The 22,556-nt window shown below is 63.1% G+C and carries 21 protein-coding genes and 1 tRNA gene; 18 read left to right on the top strand and 4 right to left on the bottom strand.

Going from position 1 to position 22,556, the window contains the following annotated elements:
- Window positions 1–3: 3 nt before the first annotated feature.
- Complete coding sequence (locus tag AB1Z25_RS16635; protein ID WP_235087131.1) at window positions 4–1,398, bottom strand: L-cystine transporter; 1,395 nt, start codon at window positions 1,396–1,398, stop codon at window positions 4–6.
- Between the two features lie 575 nt (window positions 1,399–1,973).
- Between AB1Z25_RS16635 and AB1Z25_RS16630 the strand changes: the two genes are divergently transcribed.
- From AB1Z25_RS16630 to AB1Z25_RS16605, 6 genes are all read left to right on the top strand, one after another.
- Entirely contained in the window at window positions 1,974–3,236 is a 1,263-nt protein-coding gene (locus AB1Z25_RS16630) for an MFS transporter (protein ID WP_107800310.1), read from the top strand.
- 151 nt (window positions 3,237–3,387) lie between these two features.
- On the top strand, window positions 3,388–5,448 hold the full coding sequence (metG, locus tag AB1Z25_RS16625; RefSeq protein WP_253314825.1) for a methionine--tRNA ligase: 2,061 nt from the start codon (window positions 3,388–3,390) through the stop codon (window positions 5,446–5,448).
- Between the two features lie 255 nt (window positions 5,449–5,703).
- Window positions 5,704–5,889 (top strand): hypothetical protein, encoded by a 186-nt coding sequence (locus tag AB1Z25_RS16620; protein ID WP_019103612.1) that lies wholly within the window; start codon window positions 5,704–5,706, stop codon window positions 5,887–5,889.
- A gap of 174 nt (window positions 5,890–6,063) precedes the next feature.
- The gene (locus AB1Z25_RS16615; protein WP_227104622.1) at window positions 6,064–6,690 is read left to right on the top strand and encodes a VC0807 family protein; all 627 of its coding nucleotides are present in this window, start codon (window positions 6,064–6,066) and stop codon (window positions 6,688–6,690) included.
- A 425-nt stretch (window positions 6,691–7,115) separates the two neighbouring features.
- Window positions 7,116–7,192: transfer RNA gene (locus tag AB1Z25_RS16610), tRNA-Met, on the top strand.
- Window positions 7,193–7,340: 148 nt separating this feature from the next.
- A complete protein-coding gene (locus tag AB1Z25_RS16605) occupies window positions 7,341–8,336 on the top strand; it encodes a 2-hydroxyacid dehydrogenase (protein ID WP_486635731.1) in 996 nt (331 codons plus the stop codon).
- A gap of 254 nt (window positions 8,337–8,590) precedes the next feature.
- Here AB1Z25_RS16605 and yaaA read toward each other — a convergent pair whose 3' ends face one another.
- A complete protein-coding gene (gene yaaA, locus AB1Z25_RS16600) occupies window positions 8,591–9,364 on the bottom strand; it encodes a peroxide stress protein YaaA (protein ID WP_486635730.1) in 774 nt (257 codons plus the stop codon).
- Between the two features lie 135 nt (window positions 9,365–9,499).
- Between yaaA and dtd the strand changes: the two genes are divergently transcribed.
- Window positions 9,500–9,952, top strand: a complete 453-nt coding sequence (dtd, locus tag AB1Z25_RS16595; protein ID WP_107798428.1) for a D-aminoacyl-tRNA deacylase — start codon at window positions 9,500–9,502, stop codon at window positions 9,950–9,952.
- Between the two features lie 3 nt (window positions 9,953–9,955).
- Window positions 9,956–11,035, top strand: coding sequence for an FUSC family protein (locus AB1Z25_RS16590; protein WP_107798429.1), 1,080 nt, complete (start codon window positions 9,956–9,958; stop codon window positions 11,033–11,035).
- A 57-nt stretch (window positions 11,036–11,092) separates the two neighbouring features.
- Here the strand turns inward: AB1Z25_RS16590 and AB1Z25_RS16585 are convergent, their stop codons facing one another.
- A complete protein-coding gene (locus tag AB1Z25_RS16585; protein WP_486635729.1) occupies window positions 11,093–12,898 on the bottom strand; it encodes a LysM peptidoglycan-binding domain-containing protein in 1,806 nt (601 codons plus the stop codon).
- A gap of 326 nt (window positions 12,899–13,224) precedes the next feature.
- Window positions 13,225–13,989 carry a hydroxyacylglutathione hydrolase gene (gloB, locus tag AB1Z25_RS16580; protein ID WP_486635728.1) on the bottom strand — a complete coding sequence of 255 codons (765 nt, stop codon included), beginning with the start codon at window positions 13,987–13,989 and terminating at the stop codon, window positions 13,225–13,227.
- 13 nt (window positions 13,990–14,002) lie between these two features.
- Here gloB and AB1Z25_RS16575 point away from each other — a divergent pair, with 13 nt between their 5' ends.
- The 10 genes from AB1Z25_RS16575 (at window position 14,003) to AB1Z25_RS16530 (ending at window position 22,540) form a co-directional block, all read left to right on the top strand.
- The gene (locus AB1Z25_RS16575; RefSeq protein WP_107798432.1) at window positions 14,003–14,728 is read left to right on the top strand and encodes a class I SAM-dependent methyltransferase; all 726 of its coding nucleotides are present in this window, start codon (window positions 14,003–14,005) and stop codon (window positions 14,726–14,728) included.
- A 46-nt stretch (window positions 14,729–14,774) separates the two neighbouring features.
- Entirely contained in the window at window positions 14,775–15,218 is a 444-nt protein-coding gene (rnhA, locus tag AB1Z25_RS16570; RefSeq protein ID WP_486635727.1) for a ribonuclease HI, read from the top strand.
- 70 nt (window positions 15,219–15,288) lie between these two features.
- Window positions 15,289–16,008 carry a DNA polymerase III subunit epsilon gene (gene dnaQ / locus AB1Z25_RS16565; protein ID WP_227104610.1) on the top strand — a complete coding sequence of 240 codons (720 nt, stop codon included), beginning with the start codon at window positions 15,289–15,291 and terminating at the stop codon, window positions 16,006–16,008.
- Window positions 16,005–16,688, top strand: coding sequence for a 2-C-methyl-D-erythritol 4-phosphate cytidylyltransferase (ispD, locus tag AB1Z25_RS16560; protein ID WP_107798434.1), 684 nt, complete (start codon window positions 16,005–16,007; stop codon window positions 16,686–16,688). The genes dnaQ and ispD overlap by 4 nt, the downstream gene beginning before the upstream one ends.
- Window position 16,689: 1 nt before the next feature.
- A complete protein-coding gene (ispF, locus tag AB1Z25_RS16555; protein WP_107798435.1) occupies window positions 16,690–17,166 on the top strand; it encodes a 2-C-methyl-D-erythritol 2,4-cyclodiphosphate synthase in 477 nt (158 codons plus the stop codon).
- Between the two features lie 106 nt (window positions 17,167–17,272).
- Complete coding sequence (rpiA, locus tag AB1Z25_RS16550) at window positions 17,273–17,932, top strand: ribose-5-phosphate isomerase RpiA (protein ID WP_235087213.1); 660 nt, start codon at window positions 17,273–17,275, stop codon at window positions 17,930–17,932.
- Window positions 17,933–18,045: 113 nt separating this feature from the next.
- Window positions 18,046–18,747 (top strand): phosphate signaling complex protein PhoU, encoded by a 702-nt coding sequence (gene phoU, locus AB1Z25_RS16545; RefSeq protein WP_107798437.1) that lies wholly within the window; start codon window positions 18,046–18,048, stop codon window positions 18,745–18,747.
- A gap of 198 nt (window positions 18,748–18,945) precedes the next feature.
- Window positions 18,946–20,433: an exopolyphosphatase gene (gene ppx, locus AB1Z25_RS16540; RefSeq protein WP_449727711.1), complete on the top strand. Its 1,488-nt coding sequence runs from the start codon at window positions 18,946–18,948 to the stop codon at window positions 20,431–20,433.
- 7 nt (window positions 20,434–20,440) lie between these two features.
- The gene (gene corA, locus AB1Z25_RS16535) at window positions 20,441–21,520 is read left to right on the top strand and encodes a magnesium/cobalt transporter CorA (protein WP_048412489.1); all 1,080 of its coding nucleotides are present in this window, start codon (window positions 20,441–20,443) and stop codon (window positions 21,518–21,520) included.
- Between the two features lie 429 nt (window positions 21,521–21,949).
- Complete coding sequence (locus AB1Z25_RS16530) at window positions 21,950–22,540, top strand: fimbrial protein (RefSeq protein WP_146176578.1); 591 nt, start codon at window positions 21,950–21,952, stop codon at window positions 22,538–22,540.
- Window positions 22,541–22,556: the final 16 nt, after the last annotated feature.

Below are 22,556 nucleotides of genomic sequence, written 5' to 3'. Positions count from 1 at the left end.
TTGTTAAGCCATTTCTTCGTCCAGATTGATCTCGCGGTCGCTATTGAACACCTGCATATCGGTCTGGCCCAGCAGGCGGCTGGTCACGGTGCCGGCGGTGATGGAGCCGCTGACGTTGAGCGCGGTGCGGCCCATGTCGATCAAGGGTTCGATCGAGATCAGCAGGCCGGCCAGCGCCACCGGGAAGTCCAGCGCGGACAGCACGATCAGCGCGGCGAAGGTGGCGCCGCCGCCAACGCCGGCCACGCCGAAGGAACTGATGGTGATGATGGCGATTAGCGGCACGATGAAGTGCAGGTCCATCGGATTGACGCCCACGGTGGGGGCGATCATCACCGCCAGCATGGCCGGGTAGATGCCGGCGCAGCCGTTCTGACCGATGGTGGCGCCAAAGGAGGCCGCGAAGTTGGCGATGCCGTCCGGAATGCCCAGCAGCTTGTTCTGGGTGGCCACGTTCATCGGGATGGAGCCGGCGCTGGTGCGCGAGGTGAAGGCGAAGGTCAGCACCGGGATCACTTTTTTAGTCCAGCGCAGCGGATTGACGCCGGCCAGGCCCACCAGCAGCAGGTGCACGGCGAACATCAGCAGCATCGCGCCGTAGGAAGCCAGCACGAAGTTGATCAGGTTGACGATGTCGGCCCAGCTGGAACCGGACACCACCTTGGTCATCAGTGCGAATACGCCGTAAGGGGTCAGGCGCAGCACCAGGGTCACCATGCGCATCACGATGGCCTGGGCCACGGCGATGAAATGGCTGAAGCTGGCGAACAGCTCGGGTTTTTTGCGGGCGATGCCGGTGGCGGACAGGCCGATCAGCACCGAGAAGATCACCACCGCGATGGTGGAGGTCTTGCGCGCGCCGGTCATGTCCAGGAAGGGGTTGGCCGGCAGGAAGTCCAGCACCAGCTTGCTGAAGGACAAGTCCTCCACCGTGCTCAGGTTCTTCACCAGCGATTCGCCGCGCGCCACCTCGGCGGCGCCGGCGGTCAGGCCCTCAGCGCTGAGACCGAACAGATTGGCCATCAGAATGCCGGCGCCGGCGGCGAGCATGGTGGTGAACAAGAGCACGCCCAGGGTGGCGGCGCTGATCTTGCCCAGCGAGGAGCCGCCTTCCAGCTTCAACAGCGCGGCGATGATGGACACCATGATCAGCGGGATTACGATCATCTGCAGCAGCTTGACGTAGCCGGAGCCGATGATTTCGCACAGTTCCAGGCAGGCGGCCAGCGCCGGCGAGCCGGGTTGGGCCAGCCATTGCAGCGCGGCGCCGAAGGCGACGCCCAGCGCCAGGCCGGTGAAGACCCGCTTGGTGAAGGAGACGTGAGTGCGTTGCTGCTGCCACAGCAGCGCCAACAAGGCCAGCGTGACGGCTAGCGTGGCGATGACGGTCAAGGTCATGGGAAACCCCTTAATCTATTGGTTTTGTCGTCAGGTTCCGCTGGCCGCCCGGGCCGGCTTGGCGTCAAAGCGCAGGGGCGGGTTTTGGGGTGGGGCGGCGAGCTGGGCTCAGCGTAGCGACGGCGCGGCGTCGGCATTTTGAGCGAGGTCAGACGAGCTTGGAATCCTGATAAAAAAGCTTCGCCCGGCGGGGCGCCGCTGGCGGGAGCCCGCACGGCCGCGCCGGGGAATACGGCGAAAAGCGGCGATTTTACCGATATTCCCCGCGCTTTACTCATATTAATAAGCATAAGCTTATTGATTGTTTTTCTATCAATCGCGCCGTGGCGCCGAGCCGGAGCGATCGACGATGGCTTGGCCGGCGCCTGCGCGCTCGTCTCGCTTCTCTTGGCGGGGGCGTGGGGTGTTTGAGTTGCAAATTGCTGTTTTTATTGTGTTTGTGGCAAAAATTGCTTTGCGCGCCAGGCTTTCTGCAGGTACAATTGCGCCCCTTTTTCGCTTTATTTGGCCCTTGTCCGTCCGGCCGCATGGGCAAGCGCGCCGCTTGCCGGTCTCAGAAAGGCTGCATCTCCCTAATGTCCGCTCTACACGCAAAGCTTAGCCGTTCCAATCTATTGTTTCCGCTGGCCCTGGTTCTGTTCGAATTCGCCGTCTACATCTGCAACGACATGGTGCAGCCGGCCATGTTGGCGGTCACCCGGGAATTCCTGGTCGACGCCTCCTGGGTGCCGGCGTCCATGACCGCCTTCCTGCTGGGCGGCGCGCTGCTGTCCTGGCTGACCGGCCCTCTGTCCGACCGCATCGGCCGCCGGCCGGTGCTGCTGTTCGGCGTCGCCTACTTCACCGTGACCTGCCTGGCCACCTATCTGGTGAACTCCATCGAGGCCTTCATCGCGCTGCGTCTGCTGCAGGGCATTGGCCTGTGCTTCATCAACGCCGTCGGTTACGCCGCGGTGCAGGAAGCCTTTGAAGAAAAAGCCGCGGTCAAGGTCACCGCCTTGATGGCCAATGTGGCGCTGATCGCGCCGCTGGCCGGCCCGCTGGCCGGCGCCGCGCTGATGGAGCTGGCGCCGTGGCGCACCAGCTTCCTGCTGATCGCCGCGCTGTCCTTCCTGGCCTTGCTGGGCCTGATCTGGAAAATGCCGGAAACCACCCAGCCCAGCCACGAGAAACTGCCGCTGGCGCAGATGGGCCGCGATTATCTGAAAGTGTTCGGCAACGGCCGCTTCGTGCTGTCCGCGCTGTGTATCCCGCTGCTGGCGCTGCCGCTGATGGGCTGGATCGCCATGTCGCCGGTGCTGCTGGTGAATGATCTGCACATGAGCGCGCTGGAGTACGGTCTGATGCAGCTGCCGGTGTTCGGCGGCCTGATCGCCGGCAATCTGGCGCTGGTGCTGGTGGCCGGCCGCTGGCCGCTGGGCCGTTCCGCGCTGATCGGCATGTGGCCCATCGTGATCGGCCTCAGCCTGATGCTGTCCGGCGTGCTGTTGTCCGCGCATCCGCAATACTTCATGGTGGCCGGCATGACGCTGATGGCTTTCGGCGAAGGCCTGGCGTTTGGCGTGCTCTACCGTTTCGCGCTGATGTCCTGCGACGCCGCCGGCAAGGGCACGGTGTCCGCCAGCATGAGCATGTTGTCCATGGCCGGCTACGCGCTGGGCGTGGAGCTGTTCCGCATCGCTTACCAGCAGGCCGGCATGCTCGGCTTCGCCTGCCTGTCGCTGGCCTTCTCGCTGGCCTATGTGCAGGTGGCGCGCCGCACCGTGCGCGGGGCCATGCTGGAGCGCGCGCAACAGGCCGAGGCCAAGCAGCCGGAACTGGCCAATCAGGCTTCCTGAGCCCGAACCCGGCCCCGCTGGCACAGCCCGGCCCGCATGCGCGGCCGGGCTTTGTCTTGATGGCCGCCGTTTCCCGGATATCCGTCGTGACCGCCGGGGGCGACTGCCTCTATAATCGATCGTTTCAGATCGCACCTTTGGAACAATCCTAATGAGCAAACGCAAGATTCTGGTGACCAGCGCACTGCCTTACGCCAACGCGGGGCTGCATCTGGGTCACATGCTGGAACAGATTCAGACCGATATCTGGGTGCGCTTCCAGAAGATGCGCGGCCACGAATGCTATTACGTCTGCGCCGACGACACCCACGGCGCCCCCATCATGCTGGCGGCGGAAAAACAGGGCATCACCCCGGAACAGCTGGTGGACAGCGTGCGCGAACTGCACCTGGCGGATTCCCAGGGCTTCCTGATCGGCCACGACAACTACTACAGCACCAACAGCCCGGAGAACAAGGCGCTGGCGGAGCAGGTGTATCTGGCCTTGAAAGCCGACGACAAGATCGCCTGCCGCACCATCGAGCAGTTGTTCGACCCGGAAAAGCAGATGTTCCTGCCGGACCGCTTCGTCAAGGGCGAATGCCCCAAGTGCAGCGCCAAGGATCAATACGGCGACAACTGTGAAGTCTGCGGCGCCACTTACAACCCCACCGAACTGAAGAACCCGTACTCGGCGGTGTCCGGCGCCAAGCCGGTGCTGAAAACCTCCGAGCACTATTTCTTCCGTCTGGGCGAGTGCGCCGACTTCCTCAAGCAATGGACCGGCGGCAGCAGCGTGCGCGCCGACGGCGCGACCCAGCCGCATTTGCAGCCGGAATCGCTGAACAAGATGAACGAGTGGATTTCCGGCGGCCTGCAGGACTGGGACATCAGCCGCGACGCGCCGTACTTCGGCTTTGAAATCCCGGGCGCGCCGGGCAAGTACTTCTATGTGTGGCTGGACGCGCCCATCGGCTACATGGCCAGCTTCAAGAACCTGTGCGATCGCAGCGGCCTGAATTTCGACGAGTGGTTCGGCAAGGATAGCCGGACCGAGATGTACCACTTCATCGGCAAGGACATCCTGTATTTCCACGCGCTGTTCTGGCCGGCGATGCTGAACTACTCCGGCCTGCGCGCGCCCACCGGCGTGTTCGCTCACGGCTTCCTCACCGTGGACGGGCAGAAGATGTCCAAGTCGCGCGGCACCTTCATCCAGGCCAAGAGCTATCTGGATTGCGGCCTGAATCCGGAATGGATGCGCTATTACATCGCCGCCAAACTGAACGGCCGCATCGAAGACATCGATCTGAACCTGAACGACTTCGTCGCGCGGGTGAATTCCGATCTGGTGGGCAAGTTCGTCAACATCGCCAGCCGCTCCGCCGGCTTCATCGCCAAGCGCTTTGACGGCATGCTGGCCAGCCAGGTCAGCGACGGCGACATCCTCGCCAAGCTGCAGGCCGCCGCCGATGAACTGGCCGCCGCCTTCGAAGCGCGCGAATACGCCAAGGCGCTGCGCGACGTGATGGCGCTGGCGGACGTGGTCAACGCCTACGTGGACGCCAACAAGCCGTGGGAACTGGCCAAGCAGGAAGGCCAGGACGCGCGCTTGCAGGAAGTCTGCACCGTGTTGATCAACGCCTTCCGCCTGCTCACCATTTACCTGAAGCCGGTGCTGCCCAAGCTGGCCGAAGGCGTGGAAGCCTTCCTCGACGTGGCGCCGCTCGCCTGGAGCGACGCCGCCAACCTGCTGCTGGGCAAGAAGATCCACGCCTACCAGCACCTGATGCAGCGCATCGACCCGGTGCTGATCGACAAACTGATAGAAGCGAACAAACAGAATATGCAAGCCACCGCAGACACCCCGGCCGCCGCTCAATACGAGCCGCTGGCCGAAACCATCAAGATCGACGACTTCGCCAAGCTGGACCTGCGCATCGGCAAGGTGCTGGAGTGCAACTTCGTCGAAGGCTCGGACAAACTGCTGCAGTTCACCGTGGATATGGGCTTTGAGAAGCGCAACATCTTCTCCGGCATCCGCAAGGCTTATCAGGAGCCGGAAAAACTGGTGGGCCGCAATGTGGTGGTGGTGGCCAATCTGGCCGAGCGCAAGATGCGCTTCGGCGTGTCGCAAGGCATGATCGTCTGCGCTTCCGGCCAGGACGACAGCGAAGGCCTGTTCCTGCTGGACGCCGATCAAGGCGCCAAGCCGGGCATGCGCATAGGCTGAGCCGGTAGTTCCTAATCCTGACTGTTCTTTTTACTAGTTGGGTCCCGCGGCCCCTGCTGTCATATTGGCATGCAGGGGCCGCGTCATTTCGCGGCCCCGAAACCTTCACCGGGCTGTCATCTGAGGCTGTTACATTCACTGCAAGCCAAATGCGAAACATTCTCGTCCGGCTGGCGGAACTTTTGAAAATATGGTATGTCTCTAGATGAAATGAATTTTGAACAACCCAAAAAAAAGAAAAAGGAATGAACCATCATGAAAATTTCTCAACTGAAACCCGGCTACAAAATCCTTGAGCACAAGGACAGCGGCTCTACCATGCATTACGAAGTGGTCAGCATTCGACAGGTTGGCAAGATGTTTGAAGTGACTTTCAAGTCCGCCTTGGGCTTGGCCAGCGCCTTGTATCCCGCCAACGCCTTCATTCAGGCGGCCGCCTGATGCCACTCCCCTGCGTTTGTCCATTCCATTGCGCAGATTACAGATGAAGCCCCGCAAAACGCGGGGCTTTGTTTTTGGCCCGTCCTTTTTCTCTCCCTGCGAAAAACTCAAGTCAGGCAGTTGACGTTTCGATGCAAATTGTTCATGCTTTTTGCATTTGAAGGCGGAGGCGCCGTGCCGAAACGCGCAAAACTGATACTGGAAATCATCGTCAATTTCCTGCTGCCCTGGTTGTGCTACCGCTATGGCGAGCCGCGCTGGGGCGAAGCCGGCGCGCTGATGTTTTCCGCCTTGCCGCCGGTGCTGTGGAGCGTGATCGAGCTGTTGCGCTTCCGGCGCGTGGACGCTTTGAGCCTGCTGGTGTTGCTGGGCATAGGCTTGTCCTTGCTGGCCATGCTGCTGGGCGGCGACGCGCGCCTGCTGTTGCTGCGCGAGTCCCTGATCACCGGTTTGATCGGCTGCGGCTTTCTGCTGTCCTTGGCGCTGCGCCGGCCGCTGGTCTTCTATCTGGCGCGGGCGACCTTGGCGCGGGAATCGGAGCAGGGGCGGGAGCGGTTCGAACAACTATGGCGCGCGGATGGCTTCAGGCGCGCCATCCAGCAAATGACGCTGTGGTGGGGCTTGGGCTTGAGCCTGGAGGCGGGCGGGCGCGCTTATCTGGCCTGGACCTGGCCGGTGGAGCGTTTTCTGCTGGTGGCGCCCTTCATCAGCTACGGCGTGATGGGCGGGCTGTGCCTGATGACCTTGCTGTATAGGCGGAAGATGCGCCGCGAAGCCGCCGTGGCCATGGCCGCGCTTTGAAGCGGATCGCGGGCGAATAGACAAAAAAAAGGGCCGCAAAAGCGGCCCTGAAGTTCCGTGATGAACACTTAGGAGGAAAGACACGGCTGCTTGTTTTGCGGCTTCGCTGGCAGTCGAAACCGCAGCGGCAATGTCTTCCAAAATGCACAAGATCGCGCCCGCATCGGCAGCGCCTGTTGGCAGACAGGCGGCTGACTTCTCGGGCCGCAATCGCTCGGGGAGAACGACTGCGCTGACCTTGAGTTCACTTTAGACGGTCTTTGTTGATCAGGTGTGTGGTAGTAAAGATCAACTGTTAACAAGTATGAATCGTCTTGGTGCGAACTTTCCCCGCATCAAAAATCTTTTTTCCCAAAACGCTTGACCAGAAAAACGGGGCGGGGTATAGTTCGCTCCTCTGCACGAAACACAGCAGACAGATCAGACGCGGGGTGGAGCAGTCTGGTAGCTCGTCGGGCTCATAACCCGAAGGTCGTAGGTTCAAATCCTGCCCCCGCAACCAAGTTAAAAAACCCGAAGCCAAACGGCTTCGGGTTTTTTGCATTTCCGTTCCCGCCCGTGAGGGCCGGAGTTGCTTGCACGCTAGGCTTTTAGTTGGGAGAAGAGCTGCTTTATAGTGGTCTCATCCATCCGCATTCAGGAGCCGCAGCATGCGCATTGCCGTTTTCGACGCCAAGAATTACGACCGCCACGCGCTGGAGGCCGCCAATCAAAGCCACCATCATCAATTGCAGTTTTTCGAACCGCGTCTGAACCTGGACACCGTGGGCCTGGTTCAGGACGTGGACGCGGTCTGCCCCTTCGTCAACGACAGGCTGGACGCGGCGGTGGTGGCCAAGCTGGCGGCGGCGGGGGTGAAGCTGGTGACTTTGCGCTGCGCCGGCTACAACGGCGTGGATCTGGCGGCCTGCCGCCGGCACGGCATCGCGGTGACCCGGGTGCCGGCCTATTCGCCGCACGCGGTGGCCGAGCACGCCTTCGCCTTGCTGCTGGCGGTGGTGCGCCGCATTCACAAATCCTATACCCGGGTGCGGGAGATGGATTTTTCCTTGGATGGACTGGTGGGTTTCGATTTGCACGGCAAGACCATGGGCGTGTTGGGCGCCGGCCGCATCGGCCAGGCCACGATGTCCATCGCACGCGGCTTCGGCATGCGGGTGCTGGCTTACGATCTGTATCCCAACGCCGAGCTGGCGACGAGCCTGGGCTGCGAGTTCGTGTCCTTGGAGGAGGTCTGGCGGCAGGCGGACGTGATCAGTCTGCATCTGCCGCTGACGGCGGAGAGCCGGCATGTGGTCAATCGCGAGACGCTGGCGCGGATGAAGCCGGGCGCGGTCTTGATCAATACCAGCCGCGGGGGCCTGATCGATACCGCCGCCTTGCTGGAGGCCTTGAAGGCCGGGCGCTTGTCCGGCGTGGGCCTGGACGTGTACGAGATGGAAGAGGGCGTGTTTTTCGAGAACCTGTCGGAAAGCGGGCTGCAGGACGATCAGCTGGCGCGGCTGCTGACTTTCCCCAATGTGCTGGTGACGTCGCACCAGGGCTTTTTGACGCGCGAGGCGCTGATGAATATCGCCGACACCACCTTGGGCAATGCCGGCGCTTTCGAGCGGGGAGAGGCGCTGGTCAACGCCGTCTCCGCCTAGTTGGGGCTGCTAAGAAAACCGCGCAGAGAAGCTGAGCCAAGGCGCGCCGACGCAGGCAGTACAAGTCCTACGACAAGAAGGCGCGACGCAGGATCAGGGATGCTGTTAGCGGGTCTTAGCGTCTGTTTACGATTTCGCGAGCCAGAGCGAGACAAGGCGTTGAGGCTGAGAAAGCGGAATGTACGAGGGTACATGAGCATTTCGAAGTGGTTTTCAACGCCGTATCGCTGAAGCGCAGCAGACTTTAGAGGTTCTTAGGGCAGGTCGCGGCGGAACACCCAGTTGAGCTCGCTGGAGGCAGCCGCATCGAAGGCGTAGCCGGCGCTGTCGAAGTGCTTGAGCTGCTCCGGCTGGCTGACCTGATGCAGCGCGGCCCAGCGCGCCATCATGCCGCGCGCGCGCTTGGCGTAGAAGCTGATGATTTTGTACTGGCCGTTCTTGCGGTCCTGGAACACCGGGGTGATCAGGCTGCCGTTGAGCTTGGCCGGCTTCACCGCCTTGAAGTATTCCTCCGAGGCCAAGTTCACCAGCACCGGGTCTTTTCTTTGCTCCAGCACGGCGTTCAGCGCGTGGGTGACGGTGTCGCCCCAGAACTCGTACAGGTTTTTGCCGCGCGGGTTGCTCAGGCGGGTGCCCATCTCCAGCCGGTAGGGCTGCATCAGGTCCAGCGGCCGCAGCGCGCCGTAGAGGCCGGACAGGATGCGCAAATGGTTTTGCAGATAGCTCATCTGCCCCGGCTCCAGGCTGGCGGCGTTCAGGCCTTCGTAGACGTCGCCCTTGAAGGCCAGCACCGCCTGTTTGGCGTTGGCCGGGCTGAACGGCGCTTGCCAGTCGTGGTAGCGGCCCACGTTCAATTGCGCCAGCGCGTCGCTGATGCTCATCAGCTTGCCGATTTCCAGCGGGCTCTTGGCGCGCAGCACCTGAATCAGTTCGGCGCTGTGTTGCAGAAAGTCCGGCTGGGTGTAGTGATCGGTGGCGGCGGGGGTGTCGAAGTCCAGCGTCTTGGCTGGGGAGATGACCATCAGCATGAGGCGAATCCTTATTGAGCAGCCGTCATTGTACTGGACTGCGCCGGGCTTGGCCCGTCGTCGTGACCGGCGGCGCGCTTGGCTCTAGAATGCAGGCCGGGATTTGAATCTATGATGGTCTGGCAAGGAGAGGACATGCGGGTATTGGTGCAAAGGGCGAGGCAGGCGTCGGTGACGGTGGAAGGGCGCGTGACCGGGGAGATCGGTCCCGGCCTGCTGTTGCTGGTGGGCATTGAGGAGGAAGATGGGGCGGAGGATATCGCCTGGCTGACGCGCAAGCTCAGCCAACTGCGGATCTTCAACGACGAGGCCGGCGTGATGAACCGCTCGGTGCTGGATTGCGGCGGCGAGGTGTTGGCGGTCAGCCAGTTCACCCTGTTCGCCAGCACCAAGAAGGGCAATCGGCCGTCGTATTCGCGCGCGGCGCGGCCGGAGCGCTCCAGTCCCCTGTTCGATCAATTTGTCGCCTCGATGGCGCAGACCTTGGGCAAGCCGGTGCCCACCGGGGTGTTTGGCGCGGACATGCAGGTGGCGCTGGTCAACGATGGTCCGGTGACGATCTGGCTGGACAGCAAGACGATGGAGTGAGAGATGGAAGGCAGCCGCTGGCGCTCCTGGCGCATTCTGCTGACGCCGTATTATCTGAACCTGTACGCCCGGCAGGCGCATGTACTGCGGGTGGCCGCGGCGTTTTTGGTGGGTTTGGCCTTGAACCTGTTGTTCGAGATACCGCATGGCAGCTGGATGCTGGTGACCATTCTGATCGTGCTGGGCAGCGTGCCGCACTGGGGCGGGGTAAGGCGCAAGGCCTTGCAGCGCATGGGCGGCTCTTTGCTGGGGGCGGCGGCCGGCCTGGTGGCCATGGCCTTGTACCGCCATTCGCCGCTGTCCTGCTATCTGTGGATGACGGCGCTGGTGATGCTCAGCGCCTGGTTCGCGCTGGGCAAGGGCGAGTATCTGGCGCTGCTGGTGGGGCTGACCATGGTGATTGTCGCCGGCCTGGGCAACGAGCCGGTGGAGGCCGCGCTGTGGCGCGGCTTCAATGTGCTGGCCGGTTCCCTACTGGGCTTGGTGGCCGCGGGCCTGTTTCCTTTGCGGGCGATAGACAGCTGGCGTTTTTTGCTGGCGGATAATTTGCGCGAAGCGGCCACCCTGTACAGCAAGATCGCGCGGCGGCGCGAGGTGGACGCTGGCCTGGCGCTGGAGCGTTTCAACAGCCGCTTGATCCGCATGCGTGCCTTGGTGGCGGCGGCGGTGCAGGAGTCCGGCCTGCCCGCGGCGGGTTTCGACGCCATCCAGCGGCGTCAGCGCGCGCTGTGCAGCTTGCTGGACCGGATGGGCGAGGTGGCCCAGAACACGCCGGCCCTGAGCGACGGCGCCGAGCAGCGCCGCGCCATAGTGCGTACGCTGATGCGCGCCGCTCACGGCATGCGCTTCAATCAGCCGGCGATGTTGGCGGAGGTGCTGAGCGAGGCGGTCAGTCCGCTGGCGCTGGACAAGCCTTCGTATTGCCACTGGCTGACCGCGGAGTTCAATCTGGTCGCCGAGCATTTGCGCGAGGATTTGGCGCTGCTGCTGCCCAGCCTGATGCAGGTGCCGCCGCCCAGCCGCGGGGTGCTGCTGATGGTGTGGCACTGGCTGAGCAGCGCCAGCCAGGGGCGCAGCCGCTAGCGGCGGACATGAAAAAAAGCCAGGGCGAGCCCTGGCTTTTTTTTGCGGCCCAAGTCCTTACAGGCCCTGGATGCGCACTTTCTGGCCCGGCTGCAGCCGGGTCAACTGGCGGGAATCGTTCCAGCGCTGGATGTCGTTGTGATTGACGCCGAAGCGGCGGGCGATGCTGAACAGGGTGTCGCCGCGCTGCACCACGTATTCCGCCGGCACGCTGCCGGTGGCGCGCTGGTTGATCTGCAGGCCGCTGACTTTCAGCAAGGTGTCTTGCTGAGCCTGGCTGGCGCGGCTGTCCGCCAGCAGGGTCACGCTCTTGTCCAGGGTTTTGTTGACGTTGAGCACCTGGCCGACCAGAACGGTGTTGGAGTCCAACTGATTGGCCGTTTTCAAATCGTCCAGACTAAGGTTGAAGCGACGGGCGACGCTGTACAGGGTGTCTCCCGCGGCCACGGTGTAATTGCCGTCGGCGTCGGCCGTGGCCGTTGTCGCGGCCGCCACGAGGACGGTTTTGGCCGGGGCCGGCGGGGCTTCCGGCGCTGCCGCCAGGGCGGGAGCGGGCTGGACGGCGGCCGGCGGCGTCTGAACCTGAGCGACGGGGGTGGCTTGCGGGACGGCTTGGGCCGAGGCGACCATCACCGCCGGCGCGGCGCGTGGCGTTTCCGCCTGCGCCAACAGGGTGGCGCTGTCGCCGCTTTCCGGCAAGGCGGTGTCGGTGGCGTCCAGCGGACGGATGTCGTGCTGATCCTTGCTCATCGCCACCAGCACCGGCTGGCCGGCCTTGAGCGAGCTGCTGCTCAGATTGTTGGCGCTCATCAATTGGCCGGTGCTCATGCCGTGCTCGCTGGCGATCAGGCTGACGTTGGCGTCCGCGGGCGGAGTGTAGACTTCCCAAGTGAGCAGCGGCTTGTCCCACTTGGCCAGATTGGCCTGGAACTTGTCGGCCTTGGCCGCCGGGATCAGCATCTGGCGGCCGTTTTTGTGCGCGTATACCGGCAGGTTGAAAGCCGGGTTCAGTTCTTTGAATTCCCCGATGGACACGCCGGCCAGCTTGGCGGCGATGTCGATATTCATGTGCTTGCCGGTGGAAACCGCGACGAAATAAGGCTTGTTGGGAAATTTGTCCAGGCGCACGCCGAACTTGGCCGGATCGTTGAGGATGTTGCGCACCGCCAGCAACTTGGGCGCGTAGTTGCGCGTCTCGTTGGGCATGCGGATGTTTTCGTACGTCACTTCCTGACCGCTGGCCTGCAGCCGGGCGATGGCGCGGGAGACGTTGCCCTCGCCCCAGTTATAGGCGGCCAAGGCGATATTCCAGTCGCCAAACTGTCCGTACAGGTTTTCCAGGTAGTCCAGCGCGGCGCGGGTGGCTTCCATCACGTCGCGGCGGCCGTCGTACCACCAGGTCTGTTCCAGACCGTAGTGGCGGCCGGTGGCTGGCATGAATTGCCACAGGCCGGAGGCGCCGACATGGGATTTCGCGGTGGGAACGAAGGCGCTTTCCACCAGCGGCAGCAGCGCCAGTTCGGTGGGCATGCCGCGGCGCTCCACCTCGTTCATGATGTGAAACAGATATTTTCTACTGCGGTCCAGCGTGCGGCGGAAGTATTCCGGCTTGCTGGCATAAAAGCGTTCCTGGCGGCGCACGATGTCGGCGTTTACTTCCGGCAGTTGGAAGCCTTCGCGCGCGCGCTCCCAGACATTGTCGCCGTTGCGAAGCAGGCTGGAGTTCAGCAGCATCATGTCCAGGCCGGAGGCCAGGCCCTCGTCCACGCCGACGGATTGGCGAAACGCCCCGTCCGCGTGCGCGGCGGAGGCAAATAAAAAAGCAAATGACAGCGAAAGTGCCAACGGGGTGAAGCGATTCATTTGGCGGGCCCGGAATTCTGATTTCGGCTGATGCTAAACAGCCAACATAGGGGTGTCAACCAAAAAACCAAATAACTTCATGTGCTTTGCTGACATATAGGCCATGCAGACTGTCCTGCGCCAGTTATTTTTAACAGTGGCGCTCAGGATTCAGTTCCTTGTCATGGTTTGAGGGGCCGTTCGCGGTAGGCCGCGCGTAGGCGATACGGCCTTGAAAACCGTTTTGAAATACGAATGGACCGCGACGCGCCTTCCGTTTTTCCCGTCGTTTTCCCTGCCGTTTTCGCCGTGTTTCGCCTTGGCTCGCAAGATTGTGAACAAATCCCTCAGAAGCGATTTTTCCACTCGCGCAGCGCGGAAAAGACCTCGACAACATCATTAAGCGGCTGGCCGCTCCAGTGCGCGGCGGACTGACGCACCGCCGGTTCATGCGCGCGCAGAAAGGGATTGCTGGCGCGTTCCAGGCTGATGGTGGAGGGCAGGGTGGGCAGGTTCTGCTCGCGCAGCTTCAGGTCTCGGCTCATGCGGATGGCCAGCACCGGGTTGCCCGGCTCCACCGTCAGCGCGAAGCGCAGATTGGCCAAGGTGTATTCATGGGCCGGATAGACCTTGGTGGCGTCCGGCAGCGCGGCCAGCTTGGCCAGCGAATCGTGCATTTGCCGCGGCGTGCCTTCGAACAGCCGGCCACAGCCGGCGCCGAACAGGGTGTCGCCGCAAAACAGCGCGTCGTCGATCACATAGGCCAGGTGGTTCAGCGTGTGGCCCGGAACTTCCAGCACCGCGGCCGCGCCGAAGGAGAGCTCGACGCGGGCGCCGTCCATCACCGGGCGGGAGACCGAGGCGATGTCGGCCGGGCCGTAGACGGCGGCGTCCGGCCAGCGCGCGGACAGCTCGGCCACGCCGCCGATGTGGTCGGCGTGGTGATGGGTGATCAGGATGGCTTCCAGTTGCAGTCCTTCCTGTTCCAAGAAGGCGGCCACTGGCGTGGCTTCGCCCGGGTCGACCACGACAGCGCGGCCGCTGTGATGCAAAACCCAGATATAATTGTCACTGAAGGCCCCTACCGGGCTGACGGTGTATTTGGCTGGCATAAGGCTTCTCTCGATGAAGAATTCGTTTAGCGACTGGCTGAGCTCCAGCGAATTGGGCTGTTATCTGCTGGAGCGCGAGCAGGCTTATTTCGACCGCGCCGTCGCCGACGTGTTCGGCTTTCATGCGGTGCAGCTGGGTTTGCCGGAAGTCGATTTCCTGCGCGCCAACCGCATTCCCTGGCAGTGCCGCGTTTCGGACTCCGGACCGGCGCAGATCCTGTGCGCTCCGGAGCAACTGCCGTTCGAAAGTCGCAGCCTGGACCTGCTGGTGATGCCGCATGTGCTGGATTTTACCACCGTGCCGCATCAGGTACTGCGCGAAGCCGAGCGCGTGCTGATGCCGGAGGGCCGCCTGATCCTCACCGGCTTCAATCCGGTGTCGCTGTGGGGCGTGCGCCGACTGGTCCAAGGGCGCGAGAACGCGCCGTGGAGCGGCAACTTTCTGTCGCTGGTGCGCATCAAGGACTGGCTGACCCTGCTGGAGCTGGAGCCCGCGAGCGGAGGCTTCATGGGCTACGCGCCGCCGTTCTCCCGCTGCGACTGGGTGCAGCGTTTCCGCTTCATGGAGCGGGCCGGGGACCGCTGGTGGCCACTGGCCGCCGGCGTGTACGGCATCGAGGCGATCAAGCGCCAGCGCGGCATGCGCTTGATCCTGCCCAATTGGAAGCAGGGCAAGGCCAAGGCCGGCCTGGCGGTGGCCGCCGGCAACGAGCGCCATCACAGCCACCGGGAACCATGAAACAACACAGCAAGCGGGGCGCGAGCCCCGGCAATGACGAGACAGCATGACGACTGAAGACAAGGTAGAGATGTATACCGACGGCGCCTGCAAGGGCAATCCGGGACCGGGCGGCTGGGGCGCTTTGCTGCGCTTCAAGGGCAAGGAAAAGGAAGTGTGCGGCGGCGAGGCCAACACCACCAATAACCGCATGGAGTTGCTGGCGGTGATCAAGGGCCTGGCCACCTTGAACCGGCCGTGTCAGGTGGTGGTGTACACCGACTCCCAATACGTGCAAAAAGGCATTTCCGAATGGATCCACGGCTGGAAGGCGCGCGGCTGGAAGACCGCGGCCAAGGAGCCGGTGAAGAACGCCGATCTGTGGCAGCAACTGGATGCCGAACGCAACCGCCATCTGCATGTGGAGTGGCGCTGGGTCAAAGGCCACGCCGGCCATGAGCTCAACGAAAGGGCCGATCAGCTGGCCAACCGCGGCGTAGAGCTGGCCTGAGCCGGCCGCGTCCGCCCTTCTTCTGAAGTCAGAGCGACGCCGCCGCCGGCGGCCGTCGCCAGGATAGCGCATGAGACAAATCATTCTCGATACCGAAACCACCGGTCTCGAACACGCCCAAGGCCATCGCATCATCGAATTCGCCGGCCTGGAAATGATCAACCGCAAGCTGACCGGCAAGCATCTGCATCTTTACATCCACCCGGAGCGAGACATCGATCCGGACGCCCAGCGCGTGCACGGCATCTCGCTGGAGTTCCTGGAAGGCAAGCCCAAGTTCCGCGAGGTGGCCGAGGAAATGGCCGACTTCCTGCGCGACGCGGAACTGATCATCCACAATGCGCCGTTTGACGTCGGCTTCCTCAACGCCGAATTCGAAAGAGTGGGCCTGCCGTCGATCAAAAACCTGTGCGCCAATGTGATTGACACCCTGCGCGAGGCGCGCGACCAGTTCCCCGGCAAGCGCAACAGCCTGGACGCCTTGTGCGACCGCTTCGAGATCGACCGCTCCAACCGCACCTTGCACGGCGCGCTGGTGGACTGCGAGCTGCTGTCCGAAGTCTATCTGTGGATGACCCGCGGCCAGGAAAGCCTGGTGATGGACATCGACGTCGATCTGCCCGGCGGCCAGCACGGCGCGATGGATTTTGAGCGCAAGCCGCTGATCGTCAAGCGCGCCAACGAGCGGGAGCTGGCCGATCATCAAAGTTATTTGAACGATCTGGACAAGTCGGTGAAGGGCAGCTGCCTGTGGCGCAGCCTGGAGACGCCGGCCGGAGAGGGCGCGTGAGCCGCTATCTGGCCTTGGTGCCGGCCGCCGGCCATGGCAGCCGCTTCGGCGCGCCCAGCCCCAAGCAATACCTGCAATTGAACGGCAGGCCGCTGATGTGGCACACCCTGCAGGCGCTGGCCGCGGTGCCCGCCGTGGAGACGGTGGCGGTGGTGATCTCTCCTTGTGACGAGTGGTTCGACGATTTCGACTGGGACATCCCCAAGCTGCAAGTGCTGCGCGCGGGCGGCGTCAGCCGCGCCGAGAGCGTGCGCAACGGCTTGGAGGCGCTGGACTGCGCCGACGACGACTGGGTGCTGGTGCACGACGCCGCGCGCTGCTGTCTGACCGCGGACGCGGTGGAGCGGCTGCTAGCCGAGGTGGGCGACGATCCGGTGGGCGGCCTGCTGGCCCTGCCGGTGCCGGACACCGTCAAGCGCGCCGACGCCGAACAGCGCGTGGCGGTCACCGTTTCCCGCGCCGGCCTGTGGCTGGCGCAAACTCCGCAGATGTTCCGCCGCGGCAAATTGCGGGAAGCGCTGCAAGGCGGCGATCTGGCGGATGTGACCGATGAAGCCTCCGCCATTGAGCGCTGCGGCGGCAAGCCGCGGCTGGTGGAGGGCGACGCCCAGAATTTCAAAGTGACTTATCCGCGCGATCTGGCCTTGGCGCGCGCGGTGCTGGCGGCAAGAAAGGATTGATATGTTTCGAGTTGGACAGGGCTACGACGTGCATCAGATGGTGGCCGGCCGGCCGTTGATCCTGGGCGGCGTGCGCATTCCGCACGATAAGGGCCTATTGGGCCACTCCGACGCCGACGCCTTGCTGCACGCGATTACCGACGCCTTGCTGGGCGCGGCGGCGCTGGGCGACATCGGCCGCCATTTTCCGGACACCGATCCCGAATTCAAAGGCGCGGACAGCCGCGCGCTGCTGCGCGAAGCGGCCAAGCGCGTGCGCGCCGCCGGCTGGCGCCCGGTGAACGTGGACAGCACGCTGATCGCGCAGCAGCCCAAGCTGGCTCCGTACATCGACGCGATGCGCGCGGCCATCGCCGAAGACCTGGGCCTGGAGATCGGCGCGGTCAACGTCAAGGGCAAGACCAATGAAAAGCTCGGCTATCTGGGCCGCTGCGAGGCGATAGAGGCGCAAGCCGCCTGCCTGCTGATGCCCGTGTAAAACCGCGCCGAGATTCGCCGTTCGAGATTGATGACAGGTGTCCGGCGGCCCGCCCCGTGCCATAATCCGCCCGGCGCAATACCATCCCAACACAGGAGGCATTACCATGTTGACTCAGGACCAACTGAAGCTTGCCGTGGCCAAGAAGGCCATCGAATTCGTGCCGGACGACAGCATCGTCGGCGTCGGCACCGGCAGCACCGTCAATCTGTTCATTGAAGAGCTGGCCGCCATCAAGGGCCGCATCCGCGGCGCGGTGTCCAGCTCGGACGCCTCCACCGCCCGCCTCAAGGCCCACCACATCCCGGTGTTCGACCTGAACGAAGTGGACGCGCTGCCGGTGTACATCGACGGCGCCGATGAAATCAACCACCACCTGCACATGATCAAGGGCGGCGGCGCCGCGCTGACCCGCGAGAAAATCGTCGCCAGCGTGGCCGATCAATTCATCTGCATCGCCGACGAAAGCAAATACGTCGCCATGCTGGGCGGCTTCCCGCTGCCCATCGAGGTCATTCCGATGGCGCGCAGCTATGTGGCGCGCGAACTGGTCAAGCTGGGGGGGCACCCGGAACTGCGCCAGGGCGTGAGCACCGACAACGGCAACGTGATCCTGGACGTGCACGGCTTGAAGATCCAGAAGCCGGTGGAACTGGAGGAGATCATCAACCATCTGGCCGGCGTGGTCACCTGCGGCCTGTTCGCGCGCCGTCGCGCCGACGTGCTGGTGTTGGGGCGGCAGAACGGCGTGGAAGAAATCCGTTAAGGGCCGTCCGCCTTCGAGCAGGCCGCCCGCAGGCGGGCAGATGAATTGTCACATCGGCGTCATCTGCCCGCATTAACATAGCGTTTTTTGACTGGTTTTGGTTTGGGGCAGACATGGCAGAGCATATTTCCAAACAGTTCGATATGGAGCTGGAAACCATCCGCACCCGCGTCCTGCAGATGGGCGGACTGGTGGAGCAGCAGATTTTGTCCGCGGTGGAAGCCCTGCTGGCCGGCGATATTGACAAGCTGGACAAGGTGATAGCCGAGGATGCGCTGGTCAATGCGATGGAAGTCACCATCGACGACGACTGCCTGCACATCATCGCCCGCCGCCAGCCGGCGGCCAGCGACTTGCGCATCGTGTTCACCGTGATCAAGGTGATCACCGATCTGGAGCGCATCGGCGACGAAGCCAAGAAGATCGCGCGCATGGGCAAGACCATCTACCAGTCCGAGCGCTATCAGGTGCCGCGCTTCCGCGAGATTGAGAAAATGGCGGACGCGGCGCTGGGCATGCTGCGCCGCGCGCTGGACGCCTTCGCCCGCCTGGACACCAGCGCCGCGCTGGAACTGGCCGAAGCCGACCAGGAGCTGGACGAAGACTTCGCCGCCGAACTGCGTCAGCTGATCACCTTCATGATGGAAGACCCGCGCACCATCAGCATGTCCATCGACACCTTGTTCATCTCCAAGGCGATAGAGCGCATCGGCGATCACGCCACCAATATTTCCGAATACGTGGTTTACCTGGTCAAGGGCAAGGACATCCGCCACACCACGCTGGAAACCAAGAAGCGCGAAACCCTGGGCTGAGCCGGCCCGCGCCGGCCACGGCGACTTGACATGACGGTTTGCCTAAAATGGCGGTAACATTCGGTGTTACCGCCATTGTTGCGTCCGGCGTCCGTGCCAGTCCCCCGGCGATCCAACCTGATGATGAATCCCCCCGTTTCCGCCGGCGCCGCCGCGCGGGCGCGGGCCTTGATAAAGAGAGAAGGGGTGTCTTTGACACTGACCACGCCCCCAAACAACGTGCTCGCCACCATCGATATGGGCTCCAACAGCTTCCGCCTGCAAGTGTCGCGGGTGGTGGACGACCAGCTGTACGCGCTGGACGTGATGAAGGAGACCGTGCGCCTGGGCGCGGGCCTGACCGCCGACAAACAACTGGACCAGGAAACCCAGGACAAGGCCCTGGCCTGTCTCGCCCGCTTTGGCGAGCGCCTGCGCGGCTTCACCCCGGCACAAGTGCGCGCGGTGGGCACCAATACCCTGCGCGTGGCCAAGAACGCGGCGGACTTCATCGCCAAGGCCGAGCCCTTGCTGGGCTTTCCCATCGAGGTGATCGCCGGCCGCGAAGAGGCGCGGCTGATCTATCTGGGCGCCGCCCATTCGCTGCCGGACACGAAGGAGCGGCGCATGGTGGTGGACATCGGCGGCGGCTCCACCGAGTTCATCATCGGCAGCCATTACAAAGCCCTGGTCACCGAAAGCCTGCCCTTGGGCTGCGTCAGCTACACATTGCGCTATTTCGGCGACGGCAAGCTGACCCAGGCCAATTTCCGGGACGCCATCCTGGCCGCGCGCAACGAGATTCAGCGCATCGCCCACCAATACCAGCGCGAAGAATGGCAGCTGGCGGTGGGCACCTCCGGCACCGCGCGTTCCCTGCGCGACGTGCTGGAAATCAACGACTGGAGCACGGCCGACATCACCTTGTCCGGCATGGAAAAGCTCAAGGCGCTGCTGATCCGCCAGGGCGGCATCGCCGCCATCGACGTCAACGGCCTCAAGGCCGACCGCGCGCCGGTGCTGGCCGGCGGCCTCGCCATCATGATCGCGGTGTTCCAGGAACTGGCCATCGACAAGATGACGGTGGCCGAAGGCGCTTTGCGCGACGGCGTGCTATACGATCTATTGGGCCGTCAGCGTGAAAAGGACATGCGCGATACCACCGTCACCCAGTTCAAGCGCCGCTACCATGTAGACACCGCCCAGGCCGAGCGCGTCACCGCGCTGGCCGAGCGCCTGTACCGGATGGTGGCCGGCGAGGACGTGGACCAGGCCATGCTCAAGCGCCTGCTGTGGGCGGCCAAGCTGCACGAGATCGGGCTGACCATCTCGCACACCGCCTATCACAAGCACTCTTCCTACATCCTGCAGCACGCCGACATGCCCGGCTTCTCCAAGCGCGAGCAGGCCACGCTGGCCGCCATCGTGCTGGGCCACCGCGGCGACATGGGCAAGATGCGGCAATACATGGAAGACTCCAGCCTGTGGCAGGCAGTGGTGTCGCTGCGGCTGGCGGTCTTGTTCCACCGCAGCCGCAACAGCATCGCGCTGCCGGAAATGCTGGACCTGCGCCAGCACGCCACCGGCTTCGCGCTGACGCTGAACAAGGTCTGGCTGAAGGGCAGCCCGCTGACGGCGAGTGGCTTCAAGCAGGAGATCGGCCAGTGGAAGAACGTCGGCTTCGTGCTCGACATCGTGCAAGTGTGATCCGCCCATGCGCCACGCCACGCTGAAAAAACGCATTCCCACGCTGGGCGAGGCGCCCGGTACCCTGCTGTCGGTGGGCGAGGCGAAATTGCCGGAAGCCTCGATCTCGCTGTTCGAATACGGCCCGGAGCAATTGCAGGAAACCGTGTTCCAGACCGTGGCCGAGGGCCTGGCCCACCAGCCCGGCGGCGGCGTCTTGTGGCTCAACGTCTACGGCCTGCACCAGCCCGAGGTGATGCGCGCCATCGGCCAGCGCTTTGGCCTGCATTCCCTGGTGCTGGAAGACATCATGAACGCGCGCCAGCGGCCCAAGGTGGAGGACTACGGCGATTATTTGTTCGTCGCCAGCCGGGTGTTCGACTACCACCAGCACAGTGAAAACGGCGCCGGGCGCTTGTTGTCCGATCAGATCTATCTGGTCATCGGCCGCCGTTTCGTGCTGAGCTTTCAGGAGCGCCCCACCGGCGTGTTCGAGGAGGTGCGGGAACGGCTGCGCCGCGGACGCGGCCTGCTGCGCCACAAGGACGCCGACTACCTGGGCTATTCCTTGCTGGACGCGATGATAGACGACTATTTCGGCGTGCTCACCGAGTTCAACGAAAAAGTGGAGCGCATGGACACCATGCTGCTGCGCGGACGCGATCAGGGCGTTTTGCTGCAGATCCAGAGGCTGAAGCGCGATTGCCTGAAGCTGCGCCGCGCGTTGATGCCGATGCGGGAAATGCTGATTTCGCTGAACCGCGGCGAGCATGGCTTTTTCAAGCCGGAGACCTTGGTCTATCTGCGCGACGCTTACGATCACACCATGCATGTGATCGAATCGCTGGAGATGTCGCGCGAGATGGTGGGCGACATGCTGGACCTCTACCTGTCCACCCAGTCCCATCGGCTCAACCTGCAAATGCGGGTGCTCACCGTCTTGACCATGATCTTCATGCCGCTGACGCTGATCGCCGGCATCTACGGCATGAACTTCGAATACATGCCGGAGCTGAAATGGCATTACGGCTATCACCTGGTGCTGGTGGCGATGCTGGGCATCGCCGGCGGGCTGGGGTGGTTGTTCTGGAAGCGGCGCTGGCTCTGAGGCGCGGTCCCGCCTAGGCCGGACCAGGCCAGCGTATTCCCTGAGAAACGGCAGACGCCTGTACGGCGGCTGCCGTTTTTTTTCCGCCCGCGCGTTGCGCGCTTGAAAAGCGCGGCGAGTCCTCTTTCGGCCCAGCTTGCCTTGGGCTTTTCTCCTTCCCCTGAGGGGGATTTATTTTTATATGGAGTTTCCCAATAAAAATCCATTAATTTCGCATATTAATATTATGCGATTTTAAGATGATTACCTCATGGTTAGCATTTCATATAACCATATGACAATAAAATAGGATAAATCCTATATTTCATAAGTATTTGAAAACCTAAAATCCTCTTCAGATTGTTTGACAATCTTGGCATTGGCGTGTTTTCGCCATTCGAACGTCGCAGGCTTTGGTCTGCGGCTTTTTCAATCTGAGGGAGGTTTTGCATGAAATTGTTAAACAGCAAGCAAGGGAAATTCGTTTTGGCGGCGCTGGCCGCCTTTGCCGTCAGTCCGGTCTTTGCCGATACCCTTTCCGGCCAGATCGACTTTACCGGCCGAGTGATTTCCGATTCTTGCCGGCTCAGCTCGCCCAATGGCGACGCCAACAGCATCAAGGTGGACATGGGCACGGTGTCGGTGGAGGACATCGGCACGCTGGCCAATCCCAAGTTCACCGGCGCCGGCAGCCGGCAGGTGAACTTCAACATCATTTGCAAAACCGCCAGCAAAGTGACAATGAAGCTGGCCGGCGCGGCGCCGGAAGTGATGAGTGGCAACAACATCCTGCGCGTCAACAACGGCACCTCGTCTCCGGGCTTTGCCCGGGGCGTCGGCATCGCGGTGTTCGACAGCGCCGCGGTGGCCAACCCCTCCGCCTACAACCTGACCAGCGGCGTTCTTTTGCAGGAGGACCAGCCGGGTCAGCCCGATGATATCCGTCGCGTCAGTTTCGCCGCCGCCTATGTCGGCTCCGGCGGGGCCATGTCGCCCGGCATCGCCAACGCCAGCCTGCCGTTTACCCTGACTTACGACTAAAGCGCCGGCGCGGCGT

Source organism: Chromobacterium sp. HL1 (assembly GCF_057418835.1).
This window is presented reverse-complemented; position numbering and strand designations above follow the sequence as displayed.